Annotated in this window: 20 protein-coding genes; 5 read left to right on the top strand and 15 right to left on the bottom strand. The window is 64.2% G+C overall.

Translation table 11 applies throughout. The features are described from left to right. Positions 1-20 precede the first annotated feature (20 nt). The 5 genes from FQU96_RS12450 to FQU96_RS12430 all read right to left on the bottom strand — a co-directional run bounded on the left by FQU96_RS12450 (position 21) and on the right by FQU96_RS12430 (position 4942). A complete protein-coding gene (locus FQU96_RS12450) occupies positions 21-716 on the bottom strand; it encodes a DnaA ATPase domain-containing protein (protein WP_146541567.1) in 696 nt (231 codons plus the stop codon). A gap of 8 nt (positions 717-724) precedes the next feature. Continuing rightward, positions 725-1822: an AI-2E family transporter gene (locus FQU96_RS12445; protein WP_146541566.1), complete on the bottom strand. Its 1098-nt coding sequence runs from the start codon at positions 1820-1822 to the stop codon at positions 725-727. Continuing rightward, complete coding sequence (locus FQU96_RS12440; protein ID WP_146541565.1) at positions 1819-2394, bottom strand: CDP-alcohol phosphatidyltransferase family protein; 576 nt, start codon at positions 2392-2394, stop codon at positions 1819-1821. Before FQU96_RS12440 ends, FQU96_RS12445 begins: the two co-directional genes overlap by 4 nt. A 67-nt stretch (positions 2395-2461) precedes the next feature. After that, the gene (locus tag FQU96_RS12435) at positions 2462-3805 is read right to left on the bottom strand and encodes an amidohydrolase (protein WP_146541564.1); all 1344 of its coding nucleotides are present in this window, start codon (positions 3803-3805) and stop codon (positions 2462-2464) included. A gap of 18 nt (positions 3806-3823) precedes the next feature. Then, a complete protein-coding gene (locus tag FQU96_RS12430; RefSeq protein WP_146541563.1) occupies positions 3824-4942 on the bottom strand; it encodes a DUF2066 domain-containing protein in 1119 nt (372 codons plus the stop codon). A gap of 58 nt (positions 4943-5000) precedes the next feature. Between FQU96_RS12430 and purM the strand changes: the two genes are divergently transcribed. The 4 genes from purM to FQU96_RS12410 all read left to right on the top strand — a co-directional run bounded on the left by purM (position 5001) and on the right by FQU96_RS12410 (position 7714). Beyond that, entirely contained in the window at positions 5001-6092 is a 1092-nt protein-coding gene (gene purM, locus FQU96_RS12425; protein WP_146541562.1) for a phosphoribosylformylglycinamidine cyclo-ligase, read from the top strand. After that, a complete protein-coding gene (purN, locus tag FQU96_RS12420) occupies positions 6080-6727 on the top strand; it encodes a phosphoribosylglycinamide formyltransferase (RefSeq protein WP_146541561.1) in 648 nt (215 codons plus the stop codon). The genes purM and purN overlap by 13 nt, the downstream gene beginning before the upstream one ends. Further along, positions 6724-7308 (top strand): HutD family protein, encoded by a 585-nt coding sequence (locus FQU96_RS12415; protein WP_146541560.1) that lies wholly within the window; start codon positions 6724-6726, stop codon positions 7306-7308. The genes purN and FQU96_RS12415 overlap by 4 nt, the downstream gene beginning before the upstream one ends. Before the next feature lie 202 nt (positions 7309-7510). Then, positions 7511-7714, top strand: a complete 204-nt coding sequence (locus tag FQU96_RS12410) for an aa3-type cytochrome c oxidase subunit IV (RefSeq protein ID WP_146541559.1) — start codon at positions 7511-7513, stop codon at positions 7712-7714. Positions 7715-7783: 69 nt separating this feature from the next. Here FQU96_RS12410 and ndk read toward each other — a convergent pair whose 3' ends face one another. From ndk to FQU96_RS12360, 10 genes are all read right to left on the bottom strand, one after another. Next, positions 7784-8206: a nucleoside-diphosphate kinase gene (gene ndk / locus FQU96_RS12405; protein ID WP_146541558.1), complete on the bottom strand. Its 423-nt coding sequence runs from the start codon at positions 8204-8206 to the stop codon at positions 7784-7786. A gap of 514 nt (positions 8207-8720) precedes the next feature. Continuing rightward, the gene (locus FQU96_RS12400) at positions 8721-10505 is read right to left on the bottom strand and encodes a cation:proton antiporter (protein ID WP_146541557.1); all 1785 of its coding nucleotides are present in this window, start codon (positions 10503-10505) and stop codon (positions 8721-8723) included. Positions 10506-10907: 402 nt separating this feature from the next. Next, positions 10908-11189: a tripartite tricarboxylate transporter substrate-binding protein gene (locus FQU96_RS12395; RefSeq protein ID WP_146541556.1), complete on the bottom strand. Its 282-nt coding sequence runs from the start codon at positions 11187-11189 to the stop codon at positions 10908-10910. 139 nt (positions 11190-11328) lie between these two features. Next, the gene (locus FQU96_RS12390; protein ID WP_146541555.1) at positions 11329-13710 is read right to left on the bottom strand and encodes an RHS repeat protein; all 2382 of its coding nucleotides are present in this window, start codon (positions 13708-13710) and stop codon (positions 11329-11331) included. A 39-nt stretch (positions 13711-13749) separates the two neighbouring features. Next, positions 13750-14568 (bottom strand): hypothetical protein, encoded by an 819-nt coding sequence (locus tag FQU96_RS12385; protein WP_146541554.1) that lies wholly within the window; start codon positions 14566-14568, stop codon positions 13750-13752. Further along, positions 14565-14822 (bottom strand): hypothetical protein, encoded by a 258-nt coding sequence (locus FQU96_RS12380; protein WP_146541553.1) that lies wholly within the window; start codon positions 14820-14822, stop codon positions 14565-14567. The genes FQU96_RS12385 and FQU96_RS12380 overlap by 4 nt, the downstream gene beginning before the upstream one ends. Before the next feature lie 107 nt (positions 14823-14929). Further along, positions 14930-17767, bottom strand: coding sequence for a hypothetical protein (locus FQU96_RS12375; protein WP_146541552.1), 2838 nt, complete (start codon positions 17765-17767; stop codon positions 14930-14932). 14 nt (positions 17768-17781) lie between these two features. After that, entirely contained in the window at positions 17782-18405 is a 624-nt protein-coding gene (locus FQU96_RS12370) for a DUF5625 family protein (RefSeq protein WP_146541551.1), read from the bottom strand. Further along, positions 18402-19802: an HlyD family type I secretion periplasmic adaptor subunit gene (locus FQU96_RS12365; protein ID WP_146541550.1), complete on the bottom strand. Its 1401-nt coding sequence runs from the start codon at positions 19800-19802 to the stop codon at positions 18402-18404. Before FQU96_RS12365 ends, FQU96_RS12370 begins: the two co-directional genes overlap by 4 nt. Positions 19803-19954: 152 nt before the next feature. After that, positions 19955-22138 carry a type I secretion system permease/ATPase gene (locus tag FQU96_RS12360; protein WP_146541549.1) on the bottom strand — a complete coding sequence of 728 codons (2184 nt, stop codon included), beginning with the start codon at positions 22136-22138 and terminating at the stop codon, positions 19955-19957. 230 nt (positions 22139-22368) lie between these two features. Here FQU96_RS12360 and FQU96_RS12355 point away from each other — a divergent pair, with 230 nt between their 5' ends. Then, positions 22369-23919, top strand: coding sequence for a serine hydrolase (locus FQU96_RS12355; protein ID WP_146541548.1), 1551 nt, complete (start codon positions 22369-22371; stop codon positions 23917-23919). Positions 23920-24457: the final 538 nt, after the last annotated feature.

The following is a 24457-nucleotide window of genomic DNA, read 5'->3' as shown; positions in this document are numbered from 1 at the left end:
GATGCATAACGCACCCTATATCACCCCTCGCCCAACCCCAGCTCGGTCATTTCTCGCAACAGTTTTACGGAAACAGGGCGCTTGTCGGCCAGTGTCCGGCGGTCAATGCGATCGACCATGACCACGGCCGCCGACAGCGAGCGCTCCATGCGGCGCACCAGATACTGGACCAGTTCCTCGGTGATCGTCACCTGGCGGTCGTGGAACAGCTTGACCAGCACGGCGCTCAGCAGCGCATCATCCGGCGCGCCGATCTCGGCCACCGCGGCCGCCCGCAGCCGCGACGCCAGGTCCGGCAGGCGCAGCGGCCAGCGCGCCGGTGCCGCGCGTGCCGCCAGCAGCAACGAGCCGCCGCGCTCGCGCAGCCAGTTGTACAGATGGAACAGCTGCTGCTCGGCGTTGGGTCGGTCGGCGACGGCATCGGCCTCATCCAACGCGACATGCCGCGCCGTGCCCAGGACGTCGAGCAAGCTCGCCAGTTGCAGATGATCGAGTTCGCCACCATGCAGGTGCAGCGCCTGGGCGCGTTCGGCCCACAGATGCAAAAGGTGCGTCTTGCCGCTGCCGGCCGGCCCCACCAGAACCGACGCCGGGCCCGGCCAATCGGGCCAACGGTCGATCCAGGCCAGCGCCGCGGCATTGGCCTCGGCCGGCAGGAAGTCGGCCCGTCCGTAGGACGGTGGACCTGCCAGATCGAGGGGGAGCTGCCGCGTCATCGATGCCATCAGCGGTGGTCGGAATCCAGAAACACCCGCTCGGTCGTGCCCCGGTAGTAGGCGCTGTCGCGGTACTCACGCAGCGCGAAGCGCACCATGACGCCGATCACGGCGGCGATGGGCACCGACAACAGCAGACCGACAAAGCCGAACAAGCTGCCGCCCGCCAGCAGGGCGAACATCAGCCAGACCGGATGGATGCCGATGCTCTCGCCCACCAGCTTGGGCGCCAGCACGTTGCCTTCCATGAACTGGCCAAAGGCAAATATGGCAATGACCTTGCCGACGCTCAGCCAATCGGGCGGAAACTGCGCCAGAGCCATGCCGACGGACAGCACCGCACCGATGAAACTGCCGACATACGGGATAAACGAGATCATCCCGACGATGATGCCGATGATAAGCCCGAAATCGAGCCCCACCAGCGCCAGCGCCGCGCCGTAGTAGAACGCCAGCACCAGGCAGACCGAGGCCTGGCCACGGACGTAACCGGCGACGGCGACGTTGGATTCGCGCATCAGGCTTCGGATGGTGTCGGCATGCGCGCGCGGCAGGTAGCTGTCGACGGCGGCCACCAGCCTGGGCCAGTCGCGCATCAGGTAGAACGCGATCACCGGCGTCAGGAACAGCAGCGCCAGCAGATTCACCAGAGCGAAACCGCTGGTCAGCAGCGAGCCCAGGACGGTGCCGACGAATTTCAGGGCATCGCCGGCGCGCGCGGCCAGCACGCTCTCGAAATCCTTGGCGCTGCCGGCATCGACGCCGAAGCGTTCCTGCAACGTCTGCAGGATGGGCAGCAGCCGGTTGTACAGGCGCGCGGTGTACTCCGGCAGCTTGCGCGCCAGGGTCGCCAGCTGCTCGGACACCAAGGGCACGATGGCAAGCAGCAGCCCGATCATCACCAGAGTTGCGATGACGACGATGATGATCGTCGCCACGGTGCGCGAGCGGACCAGCTTCTCGATACGATCGGTCAGCGGATTGAGGAAATAGGCAATCGCCAGGCCGGCCACGAACGGCAGCAGCATGTCGCGCAGCAGCCAGATGAGCACCCCGGCGGCCAGCGCGCCGATCAACCAGAACCGGATCTGTCGCCCTGCGGTCATTGCTTGGGCTGCTCCCCTTCCTTGCGCTCGCGCTCCCAGGCGGTGACGCGACGCGACCAGGTTATGGCATAGGTCACACCCGACAGCACGGTCGTTGCCGCAACCAGCGCCGCGCCCCAGGTGACGAGATGCGGCGGCATGCTGAAATAGGCGCGCTCGGCCATCACCGCCACCACCAGGCCGATCTGCAGCGCGGTATTGACCTTGCTGATCATCAGCGGCTCGACATGGAAGCGCTGCGTCAGCGCCTGCACGGTGAGCGCGCCGCCCACGATCAGCGCATCACGGAAAACGACCAGGATGGTGAGCCACATCGGCAGCGCATCGCGCAGCGTCAGCGCCACGTAGGTGCCGACCAGCAGCGCCTTGTCCGCCAGCGGATCGAGCCAGGCACCGAACTGGCTGGTGACGTTGAAGCGCTTGGCGATCATGCCGTCGAACGCATCGGACAGGCCGGCGAGCAGGAACACCCAGAACGCCGCGACATTCTCGCCGGCCAGCACGCACCAGATCACGACCGGCACGGCCCCCAGCCGCGCCAGGCTGAGCAGATTGGGAATATGCGCGATCATGCGGGATATCTCCTCTCCCCGCGAGAGCGGGGAGAGGAAGGGGCCCATCGCGCAGCGACCGGCATCCTCACTTCTTGCGGCCAAGATAGTCGACGGCGAGGAACGACAGCGCCCGCACGCCCAGCTTCAGGCCGGACTCGTCGATGAAGAAGCGCGGCGAATGGTTGGGGGCGGCGCCGCCCATGCCGGTGGCACCCGGCCGCTTGTCGGCCGGCGTGATGCCGAGGAAAAAGAACACGCCCGGCGCCTCGCGCGCCAGGATCGAGAAATCTTCGGCGCCCATCACCGGCCGCGACTCCTGCACGCGCTCATCGCCGGCAGCGCGACGCAGGCTGGCGCCGGCCCACTCGGTGAGCGGCGGATCGTTGTAGGTCACCGGATAGCCGCGGTTGATCGTGACCTTCGCCTCGGTCCCGGCGGCACGCGCGGTGGCCTCGGTCACCTCCTTGATCTTGGCATGCAGCTGATCGCGGATGCCCTCGTCATGGGAGCGGATCGTACCCTCCATGAGGACGGTCTCGGGGATGATGTTGCCGCGGTTGCCGCCGTGGATGCTGCCGACCGTCACCACGACCGGCGAGCGCGTCACGTCGATCTGGCGGCTGGGAATGGTCTGCAATGCCATCACGACCTGGGCTGCCGCCACGATCGGATCGACACCGCCCCACGGCATGGCGCCATGGGTCTGGCTGCCCTTGATCTCGATGCGCAGGCTGTCGGAGCTTGCCATCAGGCCGGCCGGTTTCAGGGCGATGTCCCCCACCCGCATCGCCGATGTCACATGCAGGCCGAAGATCGCCTCGGGCTTGGGATTCTGCATGGCGCCGTCACGCACCATCGACGTGGCGCCGCCGGCAGTGCCGTCCGGGGAGCCCTCTTCGGCGGGCTGGAACAGCAGCTTGATGGTCCCCGGCAGATCCGCCTTCAAGGACGCCAAGACCTCGGCGACGCCCATCAGGATCGCGACATGCGCGTCATGGCCGCAGGCGTGCATCACCGACACCTGCTGGCCGCGCCACGTCGCCATGACCTTGGACGCGAAGGGAACGTCGACCTCTTCCTTGACCGGCAGCGCGTCCATATCGGCGCGCAGCGCCACCACAGGGCCGGGCTTGCCGCCGCGTAGCAGCGCAACGACTCCGGTGCGGCCGACGCCGGTCTTCACTTCGTAGCCCAGCGCCGTCAGATGGTCGGCCACCAGCTTGGCGGTACGCACCTCCTGGAAGCCCAGCTCGGGGTTCTGATGGATGTCGCGGCGCCAGGCGACCACCTTGGGCTCGACGGCGTTCACCGCCGCATCGATGCGCCCATCGAGCGGCGCCGTCTCGGCCAGGGCCGTACCCGCGCTCAACAGCGCCGCGGCCATCGCCATCGCCGGCGGCAAGTTCCGCATGGAAGTGATGCTGTGCATGGACGTCCTCCCTCTTGGTTATCGCATCACGATCGACAGGCCGGTGCCGCCACCATCGACCAGGGACAGGCCCTGCTGCTGCATCGCCCTGTCGAGCTGGGCACGGGTGCCGACGAAATTCACCACGACGACAGCACGCCCTTCCTCCAAGGTCTGCACCTGCACCCGGCGCACCGAGGCCACCGCGGAAATGCGCCGCCGCACCTTCACCCATTCGGCGAGATCCTTCAGCGGCACCGTGACGACCACCGCGTCGGCGATATCGTGCGACAGCGCCGCGACGGACTTCCAGTCCTCCTCCAGCTTGGTCCGGTGCCGCACCGCGGCCTCGGTGAGTTTGTCGGCAGCCACCGCGTTCTGCGCCGGCATGGCGGTCTTCTCGCCCAGGCCGATCTCGTAGAGGGTGCCCGACACGGCGAACGGCCCGTCGGTTTCGCCCGACGCAATGGAAACCAGCACGCGATGCACGCCGTACCGCTCGGCAATGCGGCCGAGCACCGCGGTGTCCCCGACAAACGCCTGCTCGGGATCGAGCCCCTTCAGGTCCTCGGCGTCGGCGCGCAACACACGCATCGGTACCAGGCCGCCGGCCTTGGCCACGGTCCCCCAGGCGTCACGCCATGGCGTCTTCTCGCCCAGCGCCACGACGCCGGTGCTGGTGCGCACCAGCGGAATGGTCAGCACCGGCGGCGCCGACGAGGCCACGAACGGCACGGCAGCGCCGCGGATCATCCCGGCGATGCGATCGGCCCGGAAGACCACCGACAGCAGCGCAATGTAGCGGCCCGGCGCCGTGCGCTCCTCGGCGAACTCGAAGCCCTTGACCATGGTCTCGAGGTCGGCGTCCGAGGGCGTCGGGAACTTGGCGACATCCTCGGCAGCGACCAGACGCCGCACCAGCACCTCGAAGGCCCGCTTCTCGCCCTCCACCAAGGCCTTTTCACGGGCCTGCAAAGGGTTGGGCGCGCTGACGTCGACCGGTACGTTGGTGACCGTGAAGACGGGATCATCGGCCTGGCGCTGTTGCGCGGCCACCGGGGCCATCGGCACCGTCACTGCGGCCAGCCACAGCGCCAGACCCACCACCAAGCGTCCCCGGGTCCACCGCCATGGGGAAAACGCCGCTGCGACCGCCATTGCAAAGCCCTCGTGTTCCGATATTTTCGCGCCCGATTCCTAGCATGAAAGCGGCCTGTTGAACCTCCCCAAGGACCATAACCACGCCCCGCTCACCTACAAGGACGCCGGCGTGGATATCGAGGCCGGCGATTCGCTGGTGGAGCAGATCAAGCCGCTGGCCAAGTCGACGCAGCGGCCCGGCGTCATGGGCGGCCTGGGCGGCTTCGGCGCCCTGTTCGACCTCAAGGCGGCCGGCTTCACCGACCCGATCCTGGTCTCCGGTACCGACGGCGTCGGCACCAAGCTGCGCCTGGCGATCGATGCCGCGATCCACGACACGGTCGGCATCGACCTGGTGGCGATGTGCGTCAACGACATCGTCGTGCAAGGCGCCGAACCCCTGTTCTTCCTCGACTACTACGCCACCGGGCGCCTGGACGTGGCGGCCGGCCGGGCCGTGGTGGCCGGCATCGCCGAGGGCTGCCGGCAGGCCGGTTGCGCCCTCACCGGCGGCGAGACGGCCGAGATGCCGGGCATGTACGGCGACGGCGACTACGACCTCGCCGGCTTCGCCGTGGGTGCCGCCGAGCGTGGCCAGTTGTTGCCCAGGCCCGATATCGCCGCCGGCGACGTGCTGCTGGGCGTCGCCTCGGTCGGCCTGCATTCCAACGGCTTCTCCCTGGTGCGCCGTATTGTCGAGCGCAGCGGCCTGGCGCTGGATGCGCCGGCACCGTTCGCCGGCGACACAACGCTGGCCCGGGCGCTGCTGGCACCGACACGCATCTATGTCCGCTCGATGCTGGCCGCTATTCGCACCACGGGTGCCATCAAGGGCCTGGCGCACATCACCGGCGGCGGCCTGCCCGGCAACGTGCCGCGCATGCTGCCCGACGGCCTGCGCGCGACGCTCGACGCCACGACGTGGGCACCGCCGCCGGTCTTCGGGTGGCTGCGCGACGTCGGCAACGTGCCGACCGACGACATGCTGCAGACCTTCAACAGCGGCCTGGGCATGGTGGTGGCGGTCGCCGCCGCCGACGTCGAGCGCGTGACGGCATGCCTCACGGACGCGGGCGAGGCCGTCAGCACCGTCGGCGTCGTCGAGACGGCGCCGCAGACCGAGGCCGACTGCATCGTCGCCAACGCCGACGCGCTATGGCGCCGCTGAAAGTCGGCGTGCTGATCTCGGGCCGCGGCAGCAACCTGCTGGCACTGCTCGAGGCCTGCGCCACGCCCGGCTTTCCGGCGACGATCGCGTTGGTGGTCAGCAACCGCACCGATGCCGGCGGACTGGCGCATGCCGCGCGGTTCGGCGTGCCGACGGCGGTCGTGCCGCACCGCGACCACGCCGACCGCGAGAGCTTCGATCGCGCCGTCAGCGCCGCGCTCGAGGCCGCCGGCGTCGAACTGGTCTGCCTGGCCGGTTTCATGCGCATCTTCAGCCCATGGTTTCCCACACGCTGGGCCGATCGCATCATCAACATCCACCCCTCGCTGCTGCCGTCCTTCAAGGGCATGCACGTGCAGCAGCAGGCGATCGCTTCCGGCGTGCGCGTCAGCGGCGCCACCGTGCATTTCGTGACCAACGACCTCGACGGCGGCCCCATCGTGGCGCAGGCCGCCGTGCCGGTGCATCCGGACGACAGCGTCGAGACCCTGTCGGCGCGCATCCTGAAGGCCGAGCACGACCTCTATCCGCTGGTCCTGCGCTGGTTCGGCGAACGCCGGGTGCGGCTCGCCGCGGCGAACCGCGTCGTCATCGACGGCGTCGCCGCCGACGCTGCCGTCTTGTGGCGGCCATGACCGTGAACACCATCCGCGTCGACCGCCTGCCGGCGGTACCGTGGAAGAACAAGGGCGGCATCACGCGCGCCATCGCGGCCACGCCGCCCGGCGCCGACTTCGATGTGGCCGACTGGCGGGTCGACATCAGCGACATCGGCCGCGCCGGCCCGTTCTCGACTCTGCCCGGCATCGATCGCATCCTCCTGCCCCTGGGGGCGGGACTGCGGCTTGGCTTCAATGGCGCTGCGCCAGCACCGGTCGAGATCTTCCAACCCATCGCCTTTGATGGCGCCACGCCAACGGCCTGTGACCTGGAGACTGACGGCCTCGTTCAGGCCTTCAACCTGATGCTGCGCCGTGGCCGCTACACCGGCCACGTGCTCTGTTTCCCGGGTTCGGGCCGGGTGCGCGAGTCCGATGGCACGGTCGTGCTCTACGCGGCACGGGGCGGCTTCACCCTGGTCGTGGATGGCGGCCCGCCGGTACCGCTCGATGTCGGGCACGCCGCCGTGCATGCCGACGCAGCCGTGCCCCTGGCCTTCGAGCCCTATCGGCCGTGGTCGATGCTGATTGCCGCCGTCATCCGACCGGCCGCCTGAGGCCCGATGCCACTTCATGGTGAGCCTGTCGAACCATGAAGCGAGCCACGCAGCGCTCCGGTGCGAGGCTTCATGGTTCGACAAGCTCACCATGAAGCTAACTCGGCCCTCGACAAGGGCTTTTCGCCGGCCGTTCGCTTGGTTATAACCCTCTGATGCGGCCCTGCCGCCGACCTATTCTTTGACTGCGTTGGGAAGATCCATGGCCGATTCCGAATTCGACATGCGGCAGCACCGTCAGACGTATGACGGCGTGATGAAGCTCACGGGCTATACGATCCTGGCCCTTCTGATCATCGTGCTCGGCCTGGCCTTCGGCGTCGTCGCCAAGATGGGCTGGTCGGTGATCGTCGCCATGTTCATCGCGCTGATCGCGCTCACCATCGTGGCCGCCATCCGGCGCTGATCACCCGCTATTCCAACAGACGAAAGGCGGCCATCTCGGCCGCCTTTCTTTTTGCGCAGGCGATCGGGCTCAGCCCACCAGCTCGTGGCCGGCGAAGAAGTAGGCGATCTCGATGGCGGCGTTCTCGGGCGAGTCCGAGCCGTGCGCCGAGTTGGCCTCGACCGATTCGGCGAAGTCCTTGCGGATGGTGCCGGGCGCGGCGTTGGCCGGGTTGGTGGCGCCCATGATCTCGCGGTTGCGGGCAATGGCGTTCTCGCCTTCCAGCACCTGCACGACCACCGGGCCCGACGTCATGAACGCGACCAGGCTCTTGAAGAACGGCCGCTCCTTGTGCACGCCGTAGAAGGTCTCGGCCTGGGTCTGGGTCATCCAGATACGGCGCTGGGCGACGATGCGCAGGCCGGCCTCCTCGAAGCGGGCGTTGATCTTGCCCGTCAGGTTGCGACGCGTGGCGTCCGGCTTGATGATCGAGAAGGTGCGCTCCAGCGCCATGGTGGTCTCCATTGTGAGCAGGTGGTCGATTTCGTGGCGCGCGCCTTATAGTGGGTTGGCGCTGGGCAGGCAACCGGGGCTCATTCTCGCACCGATGACAGAAACGACAGAAACGCCGGGCGACAACGATTCCAAGGCGTGAGCGGGTTCTCCTGACCTGACAGAAAAGCGACAGAAAGCGACAGAAAGTCCCGGCATCGCCTGTCGCGTCCGCAACCCATGCGCGACGGCAAAGTGGTTGCGGAAATTGCTGAAATCCGTGCCGCATCGGCTCAGGGTCATCGAACGCTGCTGCCACGACAACAGGCCTGCCCCTGGGTTGCGGTAGCGGATCGGCGGTGTGCCAGGAACGGCGGCGACCGAACGCCCGATATCTCCGGCGGCGAGTACGCGTACCTGCGGCCCATTACAGCGTCAGGTGCGGCACTGACAAGAGTCCAAAAATCGACATCGAAAATTCAGGCGTCCTGTTTCGGTGACGCTGATTCCCTCCCCGCTGCGTGGGTGAGAAAGTTCATTCCCGCGTCCGCCTCAGGGCGCGGCGGGCGGTGCGCTTGGGGCGCGCCGGTGCGCCCGGCACATCCAGCACCTTGCGGATCTCGTCGCGCTTTTCGTGGATCGAGGCGATCACCAGGCCCATGGGCAGGCCGATCTCGACCAGCAGCGCCTCCGACAGTTGCAGGCTGGCTTCGATGGTCTCGGGCACGGCGTCGGTGGCGCCCAGCGCATAGAGCCGGCTGGCGTGCTCGGCATCGCGGGCGCGTGCCACGATCGTGAGATCGGGCCGCTCGGCATGGGCGGCCGCCACGACGCGGCCGACCGCGGCCGGATCGTCCATGGTCGCCACCAGGGCGCGCGCCTTGTCGATGCCGCTGCGGCGCAGGAACTCGGGCCGGCTGGCGTCGCCGAAGTAGATCTTGCGCCCGCCCTGGCGCTCGCGCGTCACCACCTTGGGGTCGGCATCGATGGCGAGGAACGGCACCTCGTGGCGCGACAGCATGTCACCCACCAGTGCGCCGACGCGGCCATACCCGACAATCAGCACCCGCACCTGGTTGTCCTGCGGCGGCGGCTCGAAGGACTCCGGCGCCTCGGTGCGCGCGACGCGCCGTGCGGCGCGCTCGCCCACGCCGCCCAGCACCGGGATCAGCACCATGGTGAGCGTCACCACCACCAGCACGATCCCGCCGGCATCCGCCGGCACCACCTTCAGCCCGATGGCGGCGGTCACCAGCACGAAGGCGAATTCGCCGCATGGCCCCAGAACCAGGGCCGCCTCGCGCGCCACCGACGGCGCCAGCCCCACCATGCGCGCCAACCCGATCATAATCGCCGTCTTGCCGACGACCAGGGCCAGCGCCAGGCCGATCACAACAGGCGCCGCGTCGGCCAGGCGCGCCATGTCCAGCCCGGCGCCGATGGAGACGAAGAACAGGCCCAGCAGCAAGCCCTTGAACGGCTCGATGGTGACCTCGATCTCGCGCCGATACTCGGTTTCCGCCAGCAGCATGCCGGCGATGAAGGCACCCAGCGACATCGAGAGCCCGCTGGCCGCCGTCACCAGCCCGGTGCCGATCACCACCAGCAGGCAGGCGGCCATGAACAGCTCGGTGCTGCGCGCGGCGGCGACGTGGTGAAACAGCGGCCGCAGGATCAGGCGGCCCAGCACGACCAGCACCAGCAGCACCACCGCGGCCGGCACGAAGGCGAACAGCAGCCCGGTGCCGATGCCCGTCCCCTCCCGCGCCCCCAGCATGGCGACCATGAACAGCATGGGCGCCACGGCGAGGTCCTGCAGCAGCAGCACCGCGAAGCTGGCGCGGCCGGCCGGCGCGTTGAGCCGTTTGCGCTCGGCCAGCACCGGCAGCACGATTGCGGTCGACGACAGCGCCAGCGCGGCGCCGAACACGGCACTGGCCGCCGGCGACTGGCCCAGCGCATAGGCCGCCGCACCAATGGCCAGCGCCGAGACCGCGACCTGCATCGAGCCCAGCCCGAACACCAGCCGGCGCATGGTCACCAGGCGCTCCCACGACAGCTCCAGCCCGATCATGAACAGCAGGAAGACGACGCCGAACTCGGCCAGGTGCGCAATGCGGTCGACGTCGGCGATGGTGACGTAGCCCAGCCAGCGATAGTCCGCCGCCAGCCGGCCCAGCCCATGCGGCCCCAGCGCGATGCCGGCGGCGAGAAAGCCCAGCACCGGGCTGATGCGCAGCCGATGGAACAGCGGCACGACCAATCCCGCCGTCCCGAGGAACAGCAACGCGTCTTTGTAGGGCTCCAGATCGAGGGCCATGGCCGATGGTAACGGAAAAAATCACCTGGCCCATGCTTTAACACCGCGCCGACGTATATCCGGCTATAAAATCGCCCTCCCGAATCGCGTGACAACAATGACAACAATCACAACAATTCATCGTTGGGTACACCCCACGGGTGAGACGAAGACATGCGGACGGGTTGACCGGTGCGGTAAGTGCGCCGCACGGCAGACCACTGACGGCGATAACGGCAACCGTCCGTCACGACATGAAGAGCGTCCTCGGCGACAGGAAGGCGTGATCAAGGCCCCATATGTATCGGCACCCTGGGGCCGACAACGGAACGAAAATCGACAACCCATCTTTATTTTCGTGTGCCGCCGACCACCTTGGTCCGCACCGCCCGCCGCGTCAGCTGACGTGACCCTTTCCTGCGCTTACACGGACGCTGGACGATGGCCAAGCTGAACGCGGCGGCGTGACGCCAGCGCTCCCCGCTCGGCTTGCAGAAACGCTGCGGCTTCGGCCGGCATGCCGCCGGCGACGACGGTGCCGGCACCAAGCAACCGCTGGCGCAAAGCAGGCTCAGCGATCACCGCGCTCAGCGCCTGGTTCATCCGCAGCACAACGTCGAGTGGCATCGCCGCAGGCATCGCCATCACCGTCCAGACGATCGTCGTGAAGCCCGGCGCGCCACTCTCGCCCACCGTTCGGCACATCGGGCATCAAATTCCAGCACAAACGACCCGAGCACGGCGACCGGCCGCGATCTGAGGTGGCCTTTACCGAGTGTACAGCGCACGATCGGCTCCGTCGATCGCGCTTGGCATCTCTCGGCCTCCTCCACTGCCCGGACTATCAACCGCCACGCGTTCCAACAATGATGATGGCGGGCAGCATGATACCTTCAAAAGTGAACACAGGCGGCGACGCACTCAAGGTTGGTATACTGCCCTCCGGCAGACCGTTTGGAATTGGAATAGAGGCGAAGCTGGGGAAACTACCTACGGTTCCGAGGGACTGACCCACGTTGTAGTACACCGTCGTCCCAGTTGCGTGGCTTTGATGAGTAAGGGCTCCCGCCGGCCCGTTGTAGACGTCCCTGTAGAGGAAGCTCCCATCCGCATTGTATGTGTAGGTATCAGATATTTCTCCCTGCCAGGTGGTTCTAAACGTCGTGCCATTGTCATTAATACCTTGTCGGTACCAACGCTGCCCATCGAGACTGTTGAAGTCCGTATACGAGGACCAAGGCCTCGTCCCGTCGGCATCCCATACCGTTCGATACGTAAAACCGTCGTCGTTGACGCCTTCACGGGTGACCAAATTGCCGTTGGGGTCGTACGTATCGGTGAGAGACTGCCAATCCTGGCTGTCATACGGGTCGAAAGAGTGGCGCGTGCGCCAACCATTGTCGTAGAAGTGCTCGTATCCGGTCCACGTGCCCGTCGCGTCGTAGCTGTTGCTGCCTCCGGACAGTCCCTGAGAGGTCGTATTGTGTGGATCGAACCACTGCTGATATCGCCGGCCGTCGTCGTAGTACCAATCGTGATTGGTTAACCCGCCATTGGCGTCGTGGCTGATGCTCTGCAGGCGCCAAGACTGTGCGTTGTGAGGATCCTCGATGTACTGCGTGTTCACGCCAGTATCGAATTGCCACGTGCTCCCGACCTTGACACCCGTCGCATCGAAAACCTCGTCGCGCCACACCCAGTCCTGGTTCCCCTGGACATCGAAAAACTGATTCCTGGCCGTGCCATTGTCGTAGCGCATGTCGCGCTCGGTCCAGGCACCAGCCGCGTTGAACCTGTCCGTATACTGCTGCCAAGCCTCGGTGCCATTGGCATCATAGGCTATCCGGTCGATCCGGCCGTCGTCGTAGTACCAATCGTGATTGGCCAAACCGCCATTGGCGCCGTGACTGATGCTTTGCAGGCGCCAGGATTGCGCGCCGTGAGGATCCTCGATGTACTGCGTGTTCACGCCAGTATCGAATTGCCACGTGCTCCCGACCTTGACGCCCGTCGCATCGAACACTTCGTCACGCCACACCCATTCCTGGTTGCCCTGGACATCGAAGAACTGATTCCTAGCCGTGCCGTTGTCGTAGCGCATATCGCGCTCCGTCTCCCGGCCTGTCGGGTCGAAGATCTGAGTGCGCGACGTCCAGAGCTGATTGTTCTGCGTATCAAATGTCGTGTCTTCCACTACTCCCGTGTCATACGTGACCTCACGAGAGGAGACTGTCCCATCGGCAGTCACGGCAACTTGTGTTGTTGACCAAGACTCAACGCCGTCAGCATCTGCATACAGAATCAGTTTTGTCCCATCCGGATTGTCCTGAAGGCTCCCACGGTAGGAAGACTCCTGCCACGGCAGATCGTCGCGTCTTTGAAGGCGAATCTCACGACGTTGGTTCAGCGTATCCAGCAAAATTGGATCAACAACTTCCTGCGGCGGAAATCCTGGAAGGTCCATCGCCCAACCGACAACCTGACCATTGGATCCATAGATGGGCCTATATCCGTCTATGGAATTCGGGTTGCCCGCAAATGACTTCGTGTCCCCTGTCGTAAAATACTGGAGTGCGCGTTCCGCGATCTCAGCCTTGATAGCCAAGGGCACCTGAGCATCAAAGCCAGCCCAAATTTGATTGAGGATATTTTCGCCTGTATTGCCAAATTTCGCCATTGTATCAAACAATGCCCGAGCATTGATGGCGATAAACTTCTCCAGTTCCTGCGGGTTGGCAGCGATTTTCGAGCCTACGGTCACACCGTCAGAGAGAACTACGTTCCAAAAGTAGAATGCGCCAGCCCATCCGCCGATCGACTGGTGCCCGACACTGACCGCCGTAAGGGCGTCCTGCGGAATAATCTGCGCGACGGATGGCACCGTACCGTTTCGGATAATCTCTCGGAAAATATTGAACCCTATTGCATCTGAATTGGCCTGAACCTGTGCCTCGCGGCCTGTCGCATCCCCACTAAATAGCCCATCCCAAACGAAGCCCAATCGCGTCACTTGACGAATGAACGCATTGGATGCACTCAGGGGATCATTACTATTGATCTCCGCAGCCTCCTTGAAGAAGAATTTGATATTAATGTCGATCGAGGGATCATCCTTGATGAACTCATAGATCAATCGGTATCCCTTGTAGTAATCTTTCGTCCCATTTCCTGTTTCGGACATCAATCTGCTGTATTGAGCGGGCGTCAATGGTATTTCACCTGCCATGGAAACCTCCCAATGAGTCAGAGTGTGTTCGTGAATGTGCTATGGCGTTTGCGCCGCTTGCCGCCAAGAAGCAACCAGTTCGCGTACACTTCTCACGATCGCGTGCCAGTCCGACAGCGCGTTTCGAGGAAACTGTAAGCGAACGGCGAGCTCTTCCGGCATCAGATAGACTTCGCCCTGGCAGTTAGGATGGCCTGTGCTGAGGCGAGGATGCGTACACCAGAACAGCCCAAGAGGATCGGTGCCATCGATAGTGCGATAATCCAAGACATGCTCTGGCTGATCGGCAGGCCTGTTGTGTTGCCAGAAGCGGATGAGGCCAAAGGCCTCGCGCTCAAACGAATAGGACGTGATCCCTGCAAGCGATACGACGTTCTGGAATTGTTTGGCCGGTGAAACGTATTGAGGATCATCGAGTTTGACGGCTCGCAAAAAGATCACATTGACGATATACGAACCTCGAGGTGGCGTGGGGCGCCCCGCCTCGGGGGGTTGAAAGCCGGAATAGCTATATGGTGCGACTTCCGGCCACCGTCGATCCGGCATCCAGAACTGAAAAGTGAGCGCCGGACGTTCAGTGATCCGATGCCGAGCAGCGGGATCTGGCCAGATGTATCCTGCCGGTATTCGCAATTGAATCCCGCTGACGCTAATCGAAAACGGCTCGTCAAGTGGGATCCCTTGCCAAGTCTTTGTTCTTGTCTGTGCCAGGCCATTGGAAGTGGCGCCCCAGACCAGCACAAGCAGCGTACAGATGATAGTCCCGACGCATTGGCGGACAGCGTTGCCGGGGCAATACGGCAGTTCTCGCAGGCTTGGGCGTGATTCGGATTCGAGCATCGGGAAGAATTCAATCATCGCTCCCTCAAGCTCTCATGCCCGACCCGTCGGATCGGCGACAGCAGGTAGTCGATCACCGTGCGGTGGTCCGTCTTGATTTCCGCCATCAGCGCCATGCCGGCGCCCAGCGGCAGCTTGCGGCCATCGACGTCGATCGTGTTGCGCAGCAGCGCGATGCGGGCCGGATACAGCAGGCCCTTCTTCCCATCCTGCACCGCGTCGCGCGAGATCGACAGCACCTTGCCGGGAATCGTACCGTAGCGCGTGAACATGAAGGTCTCGAGCTCAGCTCGGCGTCCTGCCCATGGGCAACCATCGCCGGAATTGCGTTCCCGACGATGGTGAGTAAATACTTTCTATTCTTCAAATGCAGCACTCCTTAGCCGCTATTGACGAAATTCGTGTCAGCGTCAAATGGAACGAGGAGTTCCAGCAGGTTGAGCGGATCGGTGAAGTACTTGAACAGGAAATTCCCAATACCGAAGCCGACGCCACTGGAAGCCCTGAACCGTTCTTGTGATGTAGAGCCATCGTCATTGACAGTGTCCCGGATGACCAAATAATCCTGAGCGTTGTAGTGCTCAGTGATTGATCTCCAGTTCACCGTGTTGTGCGGATCGAAGTTGGTCCGCGTCCAGCGGTAGTCATCTCCGAAGACTTCTCGGGTCATGCGAGCGCCGGTCTGGTCATAGTTCTCCACCACCCCGCGCCACGGCTGTGCATTGTACGGATCGTGCCATTCCTGGAACGTCCAGCCGTCGGAGTACCCACCACTTACCCGGGTCAACTGTCCGTTCTGATCTCGGGTATCGATTTTCCAAGACCAGTATCTGACGTCTGGCATGTCCCGCCACTGGCCTTGAAACGTCGTCCCGTCATCCCATACCCCGTTTTGGGTGGTCCACTGTCCTGACGCGTTGTAGTTGAGCACGCGCGACGACCAGGCCTGTGTATTGGCTGGATCCCATTGCCAATGATCGCGCCGGCCGTCGTCATAGTACCGGATGCCGTCCGTGTTCCGACCACTCGCGTCGAAGAGCTCGCTGTACGACGACCACGGCTGGTTGTTGTTGACGTCGAACACGTTCCGATTGCGCCCGCCGTCATCGCGGTACCAAACATCCTCCGTGTGCTGGCCACTCGCATTGTAGTACTCACTGTACGATGACCAGGGCTGGTTGTTGTTGAAATCGAACACGTTCCGGTTACGTCCACCGCCGTCGTGGTACCAGATGTCCTCCGTGTGCTGTCCGCTCGAATTGTAATATTCGGTATACGATGACCAAGGTTGGGTGTTTTGGGAGTCGACTACGGTCCGAAAGCGCCGGCCATCATCGTAGAACCACTCATACCCAGCCCATGCACCCGCCGCGTCATACGAATTGCTGCCGCCGGATAGACCGTCGGGGTTCGTGTTGTGCGGATCGTACCAGCGCTGATAGCGCCGCCCGTCGTCATAGAAGTGCTGATACTCTACGTGCGCACCCGTCCAGTCGTACGTATTGCTGCCGCCGGAAAGACCCTCAGGGTTCGTGTTGTGCGGGTCGTACCAGCGCTGATAGCGCCGCCCGTCGTCATAGAAGTGCTGATACTCTACGTGCGCACCCGTCCAGTCGTACGTATTGCTGCCCCCAGATAGGCCATCCGGGTTCGTGTTGTACGGATCGTACCAGCGCTGATATCGCCCGCCGACGTCATAGTAGTGCTCATATCCCATCCACGTACCTGCCGCGTCGTACGTGTTGCTGCCCCCGGACAGACCATCAGGGGTCGCATTGTGTGGATCAAACCACTGCCGATAGGTTCCGCCGTCGTCCTTCAATTGGTCGCGCTCAACCCGGGCGCCCGTCGCATCGTACTTGTCCGTGTACTCCCGCCAGGGCTGGTTGTTGGCGACGTCATAGAATGTCTTGTCAACCCGGCCATCATCGTAGTTCCGCCAGAGCTGGTCCAAAGCGCCCGCCGGGGTTCGGATCTCGTCAAGGCGAGACCAGTTCTGCGTATTGTACGCGTCCAGAATGTAGAGACCGTTCCAGCCGTTGTCCCACCGCAGGACAAAACTCGTCTTCACACCGGCCGCGTCGTATCTGTCTTCACCCCACGCGAGACCATTCGGATCGGTGTTGTAGGCGTCCAGCCACCGCTCCGCGCGCGTGCCGTCGTCGTACCACCACGTCGTCTTTGTCGGAACGCCGTTCGCGTCACGCGTTTCTTCGCGCCGGATCCAGTTCTCGGCGTTGGCGACGTCATAAGTCGTTGCCAGTGACGTTCCGTCGTCATTCAACACGGTCGCGGAAGTGATGTTCCCCGCCTGATTCATGGAGGCAGATTGCGATTGCCAAGTCTGGGTTGCCGCAACGTCATACATCGTTGCAACGGAGGTTTCAGTGGTCGCTGTATATGTCCGGACGTGCTCACCAAGCAGTGCCCCTGCTGCCGTGTAGCTCGTCAATCGAACAATTATGTTGCCGGTTACAGGGTCAATCGTCCTCGACACCGCATCGGTCCTGACTCCGTCTGCATCTTTGTACGTCGCGAGAGAGACGTTCCCGGCCTGGTCATAGTCGTACTCGACAATCGATTTGACGGCGCCTGTGTGGTCCCGCTCGATCGATGTGACTACTCTGCCGTTGGGGTCAGTGATCTCTTCGATGGAGCCACTCCGCTTTGGAGGTCCTACAGGTCCTGTCCGCTCGAATTGATCCAGAGCGTCTCTCAGAATTGGCCATTGCGCGGCCGGAAACCTGGCGGCACCTGTCGGATTGAGTGGACCCAATAAAGGGAACTTAAACATGTGACTGTACAAAGGCCGTGTTACGATTCCAGCGGCCTCCAAAGCTTCCCAAACAAATTCGATGCAGCTGTTCTTCTGAACGTCATAAGTCGTGAAGCCATTGGCTTGGGGGTTTGTCCCAAATCTTGCCAAAGCCTCAAACTGCTCGGCTGTAATTTTAACTGTTCGCCGTTGAATGCTAGGCCCGTGGTAGTTTGTGACATCGTTGTCATATATCTTGCCCGGACCCACGAAGCCATCAGGAAGGCCTGACGTCTCAGGGCCAAACCCATAGGAAAGTGGCGGACTACCGTCGCCTTTGTCGATAACATACCACGTGTGACCACCGAAGGACGAACCTGCAGTTGGCGGGTTCCCACCGGTGGCGTTGTGCATTGGGGTTCCGGCAGGAGCTACATAGATCGTGAGAGTCGGGTCAGCCACGGCAACCTCCTCATTTAGTCGGTGTACTGCACTCTTCCATCGTAAGTAACGGCCAAACTGGTCGGAATGCCGTCAAAATCCGGGATTCTTGTCGTCGTTCTTGCGCGCATCTCATAGATCCCTCTCTCCAATGAGAGTTCGGCGATCAAGCGTCCGTAGTTTCCAGAGGTGCTAGTAGGGCCCAATAGTTGATAGATGCGTCCCTGCACTGGAACCATCTCGTCAAAAATTAATTGGCGCGCTGTTCTTTCGACTATGCGTTCAATTTTGAATTGAACAGGAATAACGACGCCCGGCGCGTAGTAGCGACCGTCTGGAAATCTTTGCCCGGTGCCGATAAGTCTTTGTATCCGATCTGCTTCAGCTAGAGTTACGTAGTTAACTTCAATAACAAACTGATATTGCCTTTTCCGCTTTATCTCGAATTTCTCAGTGATGGAGCTTTCAGGCTCGCTGATATCAAACCTGAATCTGGTGTGTGGCTGCGGTAGATTCGTTTGACCAACCGCTGGCACCGCAGTCCAGAGCACAGCCAGAAATCCAATGAATCCGCATGTCACTCTTCTAGCCGCATCGCGTAAACTACGGCGAAAGCATGCCGGCGAGTACGGGAGCTTAGCTTGGACGACCGCAATCATCGTTCCCTCAAGCTCTCGTGCCCGTACCGCCGGATCGGCGACAGCACGTAATCAATCACCGTGCGGTGGTCGGTCTTGATCTCCGCCGTCAGCGCCATCCCGGCACCCAGCGGCAGCTTGCGGCCATCGACGTCGATCGTGCTCCGCAGCAGCGCGATGCGGGCCGGATACAGTAGGCCCTTCTTCTCGTCCTGCACCGCATCGCGCGAGATCGACAGCACCTTGCCGGGGATCGTGCCGTAGCGCGTGAACATGAAGGTCTCGAGCTTCAGTTCGACGTCCTGCCCGGCCTCGACGAACCCGATGTCGCGGTTGGCCAGCTGGACCTCAACCTCCAGCTTCGCCTCGGCCGGTACGATCGACATCAGTGCCTGCGCTGGCGTCACCACGCCGCCCAGGGTGTGCACCGCCAGCTGCTGCACTACACCGTCGATCGGTGCCGTCAAGGTCTGCACGTCGCGGCGCTGTTCGGCCTTGCGCAGTTCCTCCTCCAGGCCGGCGATCTTGCGCTCGGCCTCCACCCGCTGCCCCAGCACCGTCTTGGCGTACTCCGCCTCGGTCTGCTGGCGCTGCCGGTGCAGCGCCTCCAGGCCGGCCGCGAGCTCCTCGCGGCGCTGGCGCAGCGCGCGCAGTTCGTGGCGCATCTCGACCAGCTGCTGTTTCACCTCCAACGCGATCAGCTTGGAGCCATTGCCGGTCGACGCCAACTGATCGCGCGCATCGGAGCGCTCCTTCAACAGCGGCAACGCCTGCTCCAGTTTGGCGATGCCGATTTCCGCGGTTGCCTGCTCGGCACGGCGCTTGGTGACCTCGGCATCGAGCACCGCCAGCTTCGCCCGGTACTCGTTCACCTGGTTCAGCAGCAGCGTGCGCTGCAGGTCGGCCTGCGCCGGCGGCGTGCCCTCCGGCGCCTGGAAGCGTGCCAGCGGATCATCAGGTGCCAGCGCTGCCGCCAGTCGTGCCAGTTCCAGGCGCGCCGACGCCAATTCAAGGGCCAGACGGCGGGCGTCAGCGACGGTCGCTGTCGGGTCCAGTTCGATCAGGACGTCGCCGGCCTTCACCGTCTTGCCGTCCTGGACATGGATCGCACGCACGATCCCCGCTTCCAGGGGTTGGATGGTCTTGGTCTTGCCGGTCGGCACCGTCTTGCCCTCGGCGATCGCCACGACGTCGAGCTCGCCGATCAGCGACCACCCCAGGCCGACGGCCAGCAGTGCCGAGAGGCTCCAGAACATCGCCCGCGCCGTGGGCGAGGCTGGCGTCTCCAGCACCTCTACAGCGGCTGGCAGAAACTCCGTCTCGTCACGCGAGCGCCGCGGTGGCGGCGGCTGGGTGCGCTCCTCGGCCAGCGCCGCTCGGCCCACGGTGAACAGCCGGCGGAGGCCTTCAAACGCCATCGGTCGGACTCGCTGAGAACATCCTCCCCAGCTTCGCTGGGGAGGTGGCCCGAAGGAGCGGAGGGGAAGCGACGTGGTACTGGTAACAGAGACCATGTCGGGTCCCCCTCCGGCCTTCGGCCACCTCCCCCACTGCGTGGGGGAGGATGAGGTCACACGGCATGGAGGCCTCCCGCTTGTTGGCGCAGCATGGCGGCGAAGCGGCCGGATTGGCGCATCAGCTGGTCAGGCGGCCCATCCTCGACGATCTGCCCGTTCTCGATGGTCAGGATGCGATGGGCATTGCGCACGGCGGACAGGCGATGGGCGATGATCAGCACCGTGCGGCCCCGGCAGATGCGTTCCATGTTGGCCTGGATGGCGGCCTCCGATTCGACATCGAGCGCGCTGGTCGCCTCATCGAAAATCAGCACTCGGGGATTGCGGATCAGCGCGCGGGCGATCGCGATGCGCTGGCGCTGGCCACCCGACAGGGTGGCGCCGCGCTCGCCCACCAGGGTGTCATAGCCCTGCGGCAGGGCCGAGATGAATTCGTGGGCGCCGGCCAGTTCGGCCGCGGCGATCACCTGCGGCAGCGGCAGACCGGGGTCGGCCAACGCGATGTTGTCTCGGATGGAGCCGGAAAACAGCATGCTTTCCTGCAGCACGGTGCCGATCAGCCGGCGCAGCGACGCCGGGTCGATCAGCGACAGATCAAGCCCGTCGACCGTGATCTTGCCGCGTTCGGGCATGTAGAGCCGCTGCACCAGCTTGGCGAGCGTGCTCTTGCCCGACCCCGACGGCCCGACGATGCCCACGACCTGTCCCGCGGCAAGCGTCAGCGACACGTCGCGCAAGACCTCGGGCCCGTCCACAGCATAGCGGAACGTCACATGGTCGAAGCCGATCTGCCCCTTGAGCGTCGGCAAGGACTGTTGGCCAGCGCCGGCGCCCGGCTCGGGCCGGGTATTGAGGATGTCGCCCAGCCGCTCGACCGACAGCCGCGCCTGCTGAAACTCCTGCCACAGCTGGGCAATGCGCAGGATCGGCCCGCTGACGCGGCCGGACAGCATGTTGAAGGCGACCAGTTCGCCGACGGTCAGTTGGCCGTCGATCACCATCTTGGCGCCGAACCACAGGATCAGGGCCAGCAGCACCTTGTTGATGAGCTGCGCCAGCTGGCCGGCCACGTTGCCCAGGTTGCCGACGCGGAAGGCCGCCTTCACGTACGCCGCCAGCAGTTCCTCCCAGCGGTGCTGCATCTGCGGCTCGACAGCCATGGCCTTGACCGTCTCGATGCCGGTGATGCGCTCGACCAGGAAGGCCTGGTTCTCGGCGCCGCGGTTGAACTTGTCGTCCAGCCGCTGCCGCAGGACCGGCGTCACGGCCAGGGACAGGCCGACATAGAACGGGATCGCCGCCAGCACGATCCAGGTCAGGAACGGGCTGTACAAAAACATCACGGCGATGAAGACGATGGTGAAGACGAAGTCCACGGCCACCGTCACAGTCGAGCCGGTCAGGAAGTTGCGGATGTTCTCCAGTTCGCGCACACGGGCCACGCTGTCGCCCACCCGGCGTGCCTCGAAATAGCCCAGCGGCAGCCGCAGCACGTGCTTGAACAGGCGGGCGCCCAGCTCCAGGTCGATCCGGTTGGTGGTGTGGGAGAACAGATACGTGCGCAGAGCGCCGAACAGAGCCTCGAAGATCGCCACGGCCAACAGGGCGAACACCAGCACGTCCAAGGTCGACAAAGTGCGGTGGACCATCACCTTGTCGATCACCACCTGGAAGATCAGCGGCGACACCAGGCCCAGCGACTGGATAACAAATGATCCCAGCAGCACTTCGCCGAACAACCGGCGGTATTTGACGACGGCGGGGATGAACCAGCTGATATCGAAGCGGCGGTCGGCGCCCACGAGGTCGGCGCGCGTGGTGATCAGGATCAGTTGGCCCGACCAGTCCGCCTCGAAATCCGCTTTGGGCACGGAGCGCGGCGGCGCATCGAGCCGGTCCCCGACCAGGGCGGCTTCCTGCCCCGCCTGGTGGCGTACCGCTGCCAGCACGCAGTAGCGGCCGTCGCGCAGAATGGCGATCGCCGGCAGGGGAATGTTCCGCAGGCGCGCCCATTGGCTCGATGTTTTACGGCTTTTCAGGCCCGATTGGCGGGCCGCCCGCAGCAGCTCTGTATCGTTGAGCGGACGATCGGGCCGGCCGAACTGGTGTTTCAGTTGTCCGACATCGACGGCACGCCCCTTGATGCGCAAGGCCAGGGCCAATGCCGCCAAGCCGGTGTCACTGACCTGAGAACTGCCAAGCGAAACGGAATCCCCAACGGACGACGCTAGCACCATTTGTACGACTGAAGCTCCCCACCCCGCAGTTGCAGGAAAGCAGTATTACAAACTCTGTGCGCGTGAAAACTGAGTCAAAACACCGGTTGCAATCGTGACCCCTTTGTCACGCTCTTCAGAATCGGTCCTGACTCGATCGTCATGACATCGGTCGGTATCCGCCAGCGTCGAGGGACCATGCTATAGAGTCACTCTCGACCAAGTCCGATGGTCGAGTTGGGGGGATTGCGATGGCCAGCCAACGGCAGCTGCTATGGATCGGCGTAACCCTTTGGGCAGCACTGTCTTTCACTTGGGCTACCGCTCACGCCCAGCCATTGTCCCGCGACAAGGTCGTCGCTGCCCTGCCCGCTTTGGAGGCCCTGGCGCGGCAGGTGATCGAGAGCGGCGGCGTGCCGGGCCTTGCCATCGCCGTCGTCCACAATGACGAGGTCGTCTACCTCAAGGGCTTCGGCCATCGAGACGTCGGCAAGGCCGACGTTGTCGACGCCGATACGGTGTTCCAGATCGCCTCGCTTTCCAAGCCGGTCTCCTCGACCGTCGTGGCGGCCGTGGTCAGTACGGGCAAGATCGGTTGGGAGTCGCGCATCGCCGATCTCGACCCAGCGTTCCAACTGCGCGATCCCTACCCGACCGCGGCGCTGACGGTGCGCGATCTCTTTGCCCATCGCAGCGGCCTGCCGGGAACCGCGGGTGACGATCTCGAGGATATCGGCTTCGGCCGTGCCGAGGTGCTGCAACGTCTGCGCCTGGTGGCACCGTTGTCGAGCTTCCGCGCCGGCTATTCCTACAGCAATGCCGGATTGACGGAGGGTGCCGTCGCCGCCGCCAAACCGACGGGCAAGTCCTGGGAGAGCGTGGCCGAGGAGATGCTCTATCGGCCGCTCGGCATGACCGCAACCAGCTCGCGTCATGACGATTTCATCGCGCGCACCAATCGTGCCGCACTGCATATCAAGGTCGACGGCGCCTGGGCGGCGAAGCTCAAGCGCAATCCCGACATGCAGGCCCCGGCCGGCGGCGTCAGTGCCAGCGCCCGCGACCTGGCGCAATGGATGCGGTTGGAACTCGCCGACGGCATGTACAACGGCCAACGGCTGATCGCCGCCGCGGCGCTGGAGGAGGCGCGCGTGCCGCTCATGGCGCGCGGCGTCAATCCCGTCACCGGCGGCGCGTCATTCTATGGCCTGGGATGGAACATCGAGTTCGGCCGCCACGGCCTCGCCCGCGGCCACGCCGGCGCGTTCAGCGTCGGCGCGCGCACCGTCGTGACGCTCTATCCCAAGGCCAACCTGGGCATCCTGGTCTTGTCCAACGCGTTTCCCACCGGCGTTCCCGAAGGCTTGTCGGACAGCGCCGCCGACCTCGTCTTCACCGGAAAGGTAGAAAAGGACTGGATCAAGCCGTGGAACGACGTGTTCGGCGGGCTGTTCGGTCCGGCGGTCGCCGCCGCCAAGGCGGCGTACGGCACACGCCCCGCACCGGCCACGCCGCCGCTGCCACCGGCCGCCTACGCCGGCCGCTATGCCAATGCCTATGTCGGCGACGCCGTCGTCACCGACCGCAATGGCGTGCTCACCTTGTCGGTTGGACCCGGCGGCGGGCGCAGCTATGCGCTGACGCACTTCGATCGGGACCTGTTCCTGAGCTTCCCCTCCCCCGAGCTGCCCGACATGCCGTCGGCCGTACGCTTCACGATCGGTCCGAACGGCAAGGCCGCCGAGGTAACGATCGACTCGTTGAACGACTGGGGGATGGGAACGCTGAAGCGCAGCGACTAGAGCGGTTCGTCGCTTGATGGAAACGGCAGGTCGAGTCGGCCGCCACCGTCATCCTGAGCGAAGCGAAGGACCCTGCGGTGCGCCGACCGCACCGGCTCACATGTGCGGAATGAAGAATTCACCACGGAGGCACAGAGGACACAGAGTTCTCCACCCGGCTACGCCGACCACAAGGACTGAAACGGCGCATGGTGGTGTGGGCACACGCTGGGGGCGCGACTCCGTCGCGCGCCTTCGTCTGGATCGACGCATGACGCGCCACAGAGTGGCGCGCCCCAGCGTATGATCGAGCCACCTTGGCCAGTTTCCTTTCAGAACAATCTTCGCGCGCGCCGAAGGTGCGCCATGGCCTTATCTCTGTGTGCCTCTGTGTTCTCTGTGCCTCCGTGGTGATTTCTTCCTCCTCATGACCGCGCGTTCGCGCGGGCCGACGCACCGCAGGGTCCTTCGCTGCGCTCAGGACGACAGTAGCGGTTGATTCCATCAAACGATGAACTGCTCCAGCGTCGGACGAGGCGGCTCGCCCTACCTTGCGGAG

Source organism: Reyranella sp. CPCC 100927 (assembly GCF_007859315.1).
GTDB lineage: Bacteria > Pseudomonadota > Alphaproteobacteria > Reyranellales > Reyranellaceae > Vineibacter.
This window is presented reverse-complemented; position numbering and strand designations above follow the sequence as displayed.

Bases quoted from the DNA above. Each gene is read 5' to 3' on its own strand.
- FQU96_RS12385 (WP_146541554.1), bottom strand. From the start codon at position 14,568: ATGATTGAATTCTTCCCGATGCTCGAATCCGAATCACGCCCAAGCCTG.
- FQU96_RS12370 (WP_146541551.1), bottom strand. From the start codon at position 18,405: ATGATTGCGGTCGTCCAAGCTAAGCTCCCGTACTCGCCGGCATGCTTT.
- FQU96_RS12360 (WP_146541549.1), bottom strand. From the start codon at position 22,138: ATGGTGCTAGCGTCGTCCGTTGGGGATTCCGTTTCGCTTGGCAGTTCT.
- FQU96_RS12395 (WP_146541556.1), bottom strand. From the start codon at position 11,189: ATGTGCCGAACGGTGGGCGAGAGTGGCGCGCCGGGCTTCACGACGATC.
- FQU96_RS12415 (WP_146541560.1), top strand. From the start codon at position 6,724: ATGACCGTGAACACCATCCGCGTCGACCGCCTGCCGGCGGTACCGTGG.
- FQU96_RS12445 (WP_146541566.1), bottom strand. From the start codon at position 1,822: ATGACCGCAGGGCGACAGATCCGGTTCTGGTTGATCGGCGCGCTGGCC.
- FQU96_RS12440 (WP_146541565.1), bottom strand. From the start codon at position 2,394: ATGATCGCGCATATTCCCAATCTGCTCAGCCTGGCGCGGCTGGGGGCC.
- purN (WP_146541561.1), top strand. From the start codon at position 6,080: ATGGCGCCGCTGAAAGTCGGCGTGCTGATCTCGGGCCGCGGCAGCAAC.
- FQU96_RS12410 (WP_146541559.1), top strand. From the start codon at position 7,511: ATGGCCGATTCCGAATTCGACATGCGGCAGCACCGTCAGACGTATGAC.
- FQU96_RS12400 (WP_146541557.1), bottom strand. From the start codon at position 10,505: ATGGCCCTCGATCTGGAGCCCTACAAAGACGCGTTGCTGTTCCTCGGG.
- FQU96_RS12435 (WP_146541564.1), bottom strand. From the start codon at position 3,805: ATGCACAGCATCACTTCCATGCGGAACTTGCCGCCGGCGATGGCGATG.
- FQU96_RS12450 (WP_146541567.1), bottom strand. From the start codon at position 716: ATGACGCGGCAGCTCCCCCTCGATCTGGCAGGTCCACCGTCCTACGGA.
- FQU96_RS12430 (WP_146541563.1), bottom strand. From the start codon at position 4,942: ATGGCGGTCGCAGCGGCGTTTTCCCCATGGCGGTGGACCCGGGGACGC.
- FQU96_RS12365 (WP_146541550.1), bottom strand. From the start codon at position 19,802: ATGGCGTTTGAAGGCCTCCGCCGGCTGTTCACCGTGGGCCGAGCGGCG.
- FQU96_RS12390 (WP_146541555.1), bottom strand. From the start codon at position 13,710: ATGGCAGGTGAAATACCATTGACGCCCGCTCAATACAGCAGATTGATG.
- FQU96_RS12355 (WP_146541548.1), top strand. From the start codon at position 22,369: ATGGCCAGCCAACGGCAGCTGCTATGGATCGGCGTAACCCTTTGGGCA.
- FQU96_RS12380 (WP_146541553.1), bottom strand. From the start codon at position 14,822: ATGTTCACGCGCTACGGTACGATTCCCGGCAAGGTGCTGTCGATCTCG.
- ndk (WP_146541558.1), bottom strand. From the start codon at position 8,206: ATGGCGCTGGAGCGCACCTTCTCGATCATCAAGCCGGACGCCACGCGT.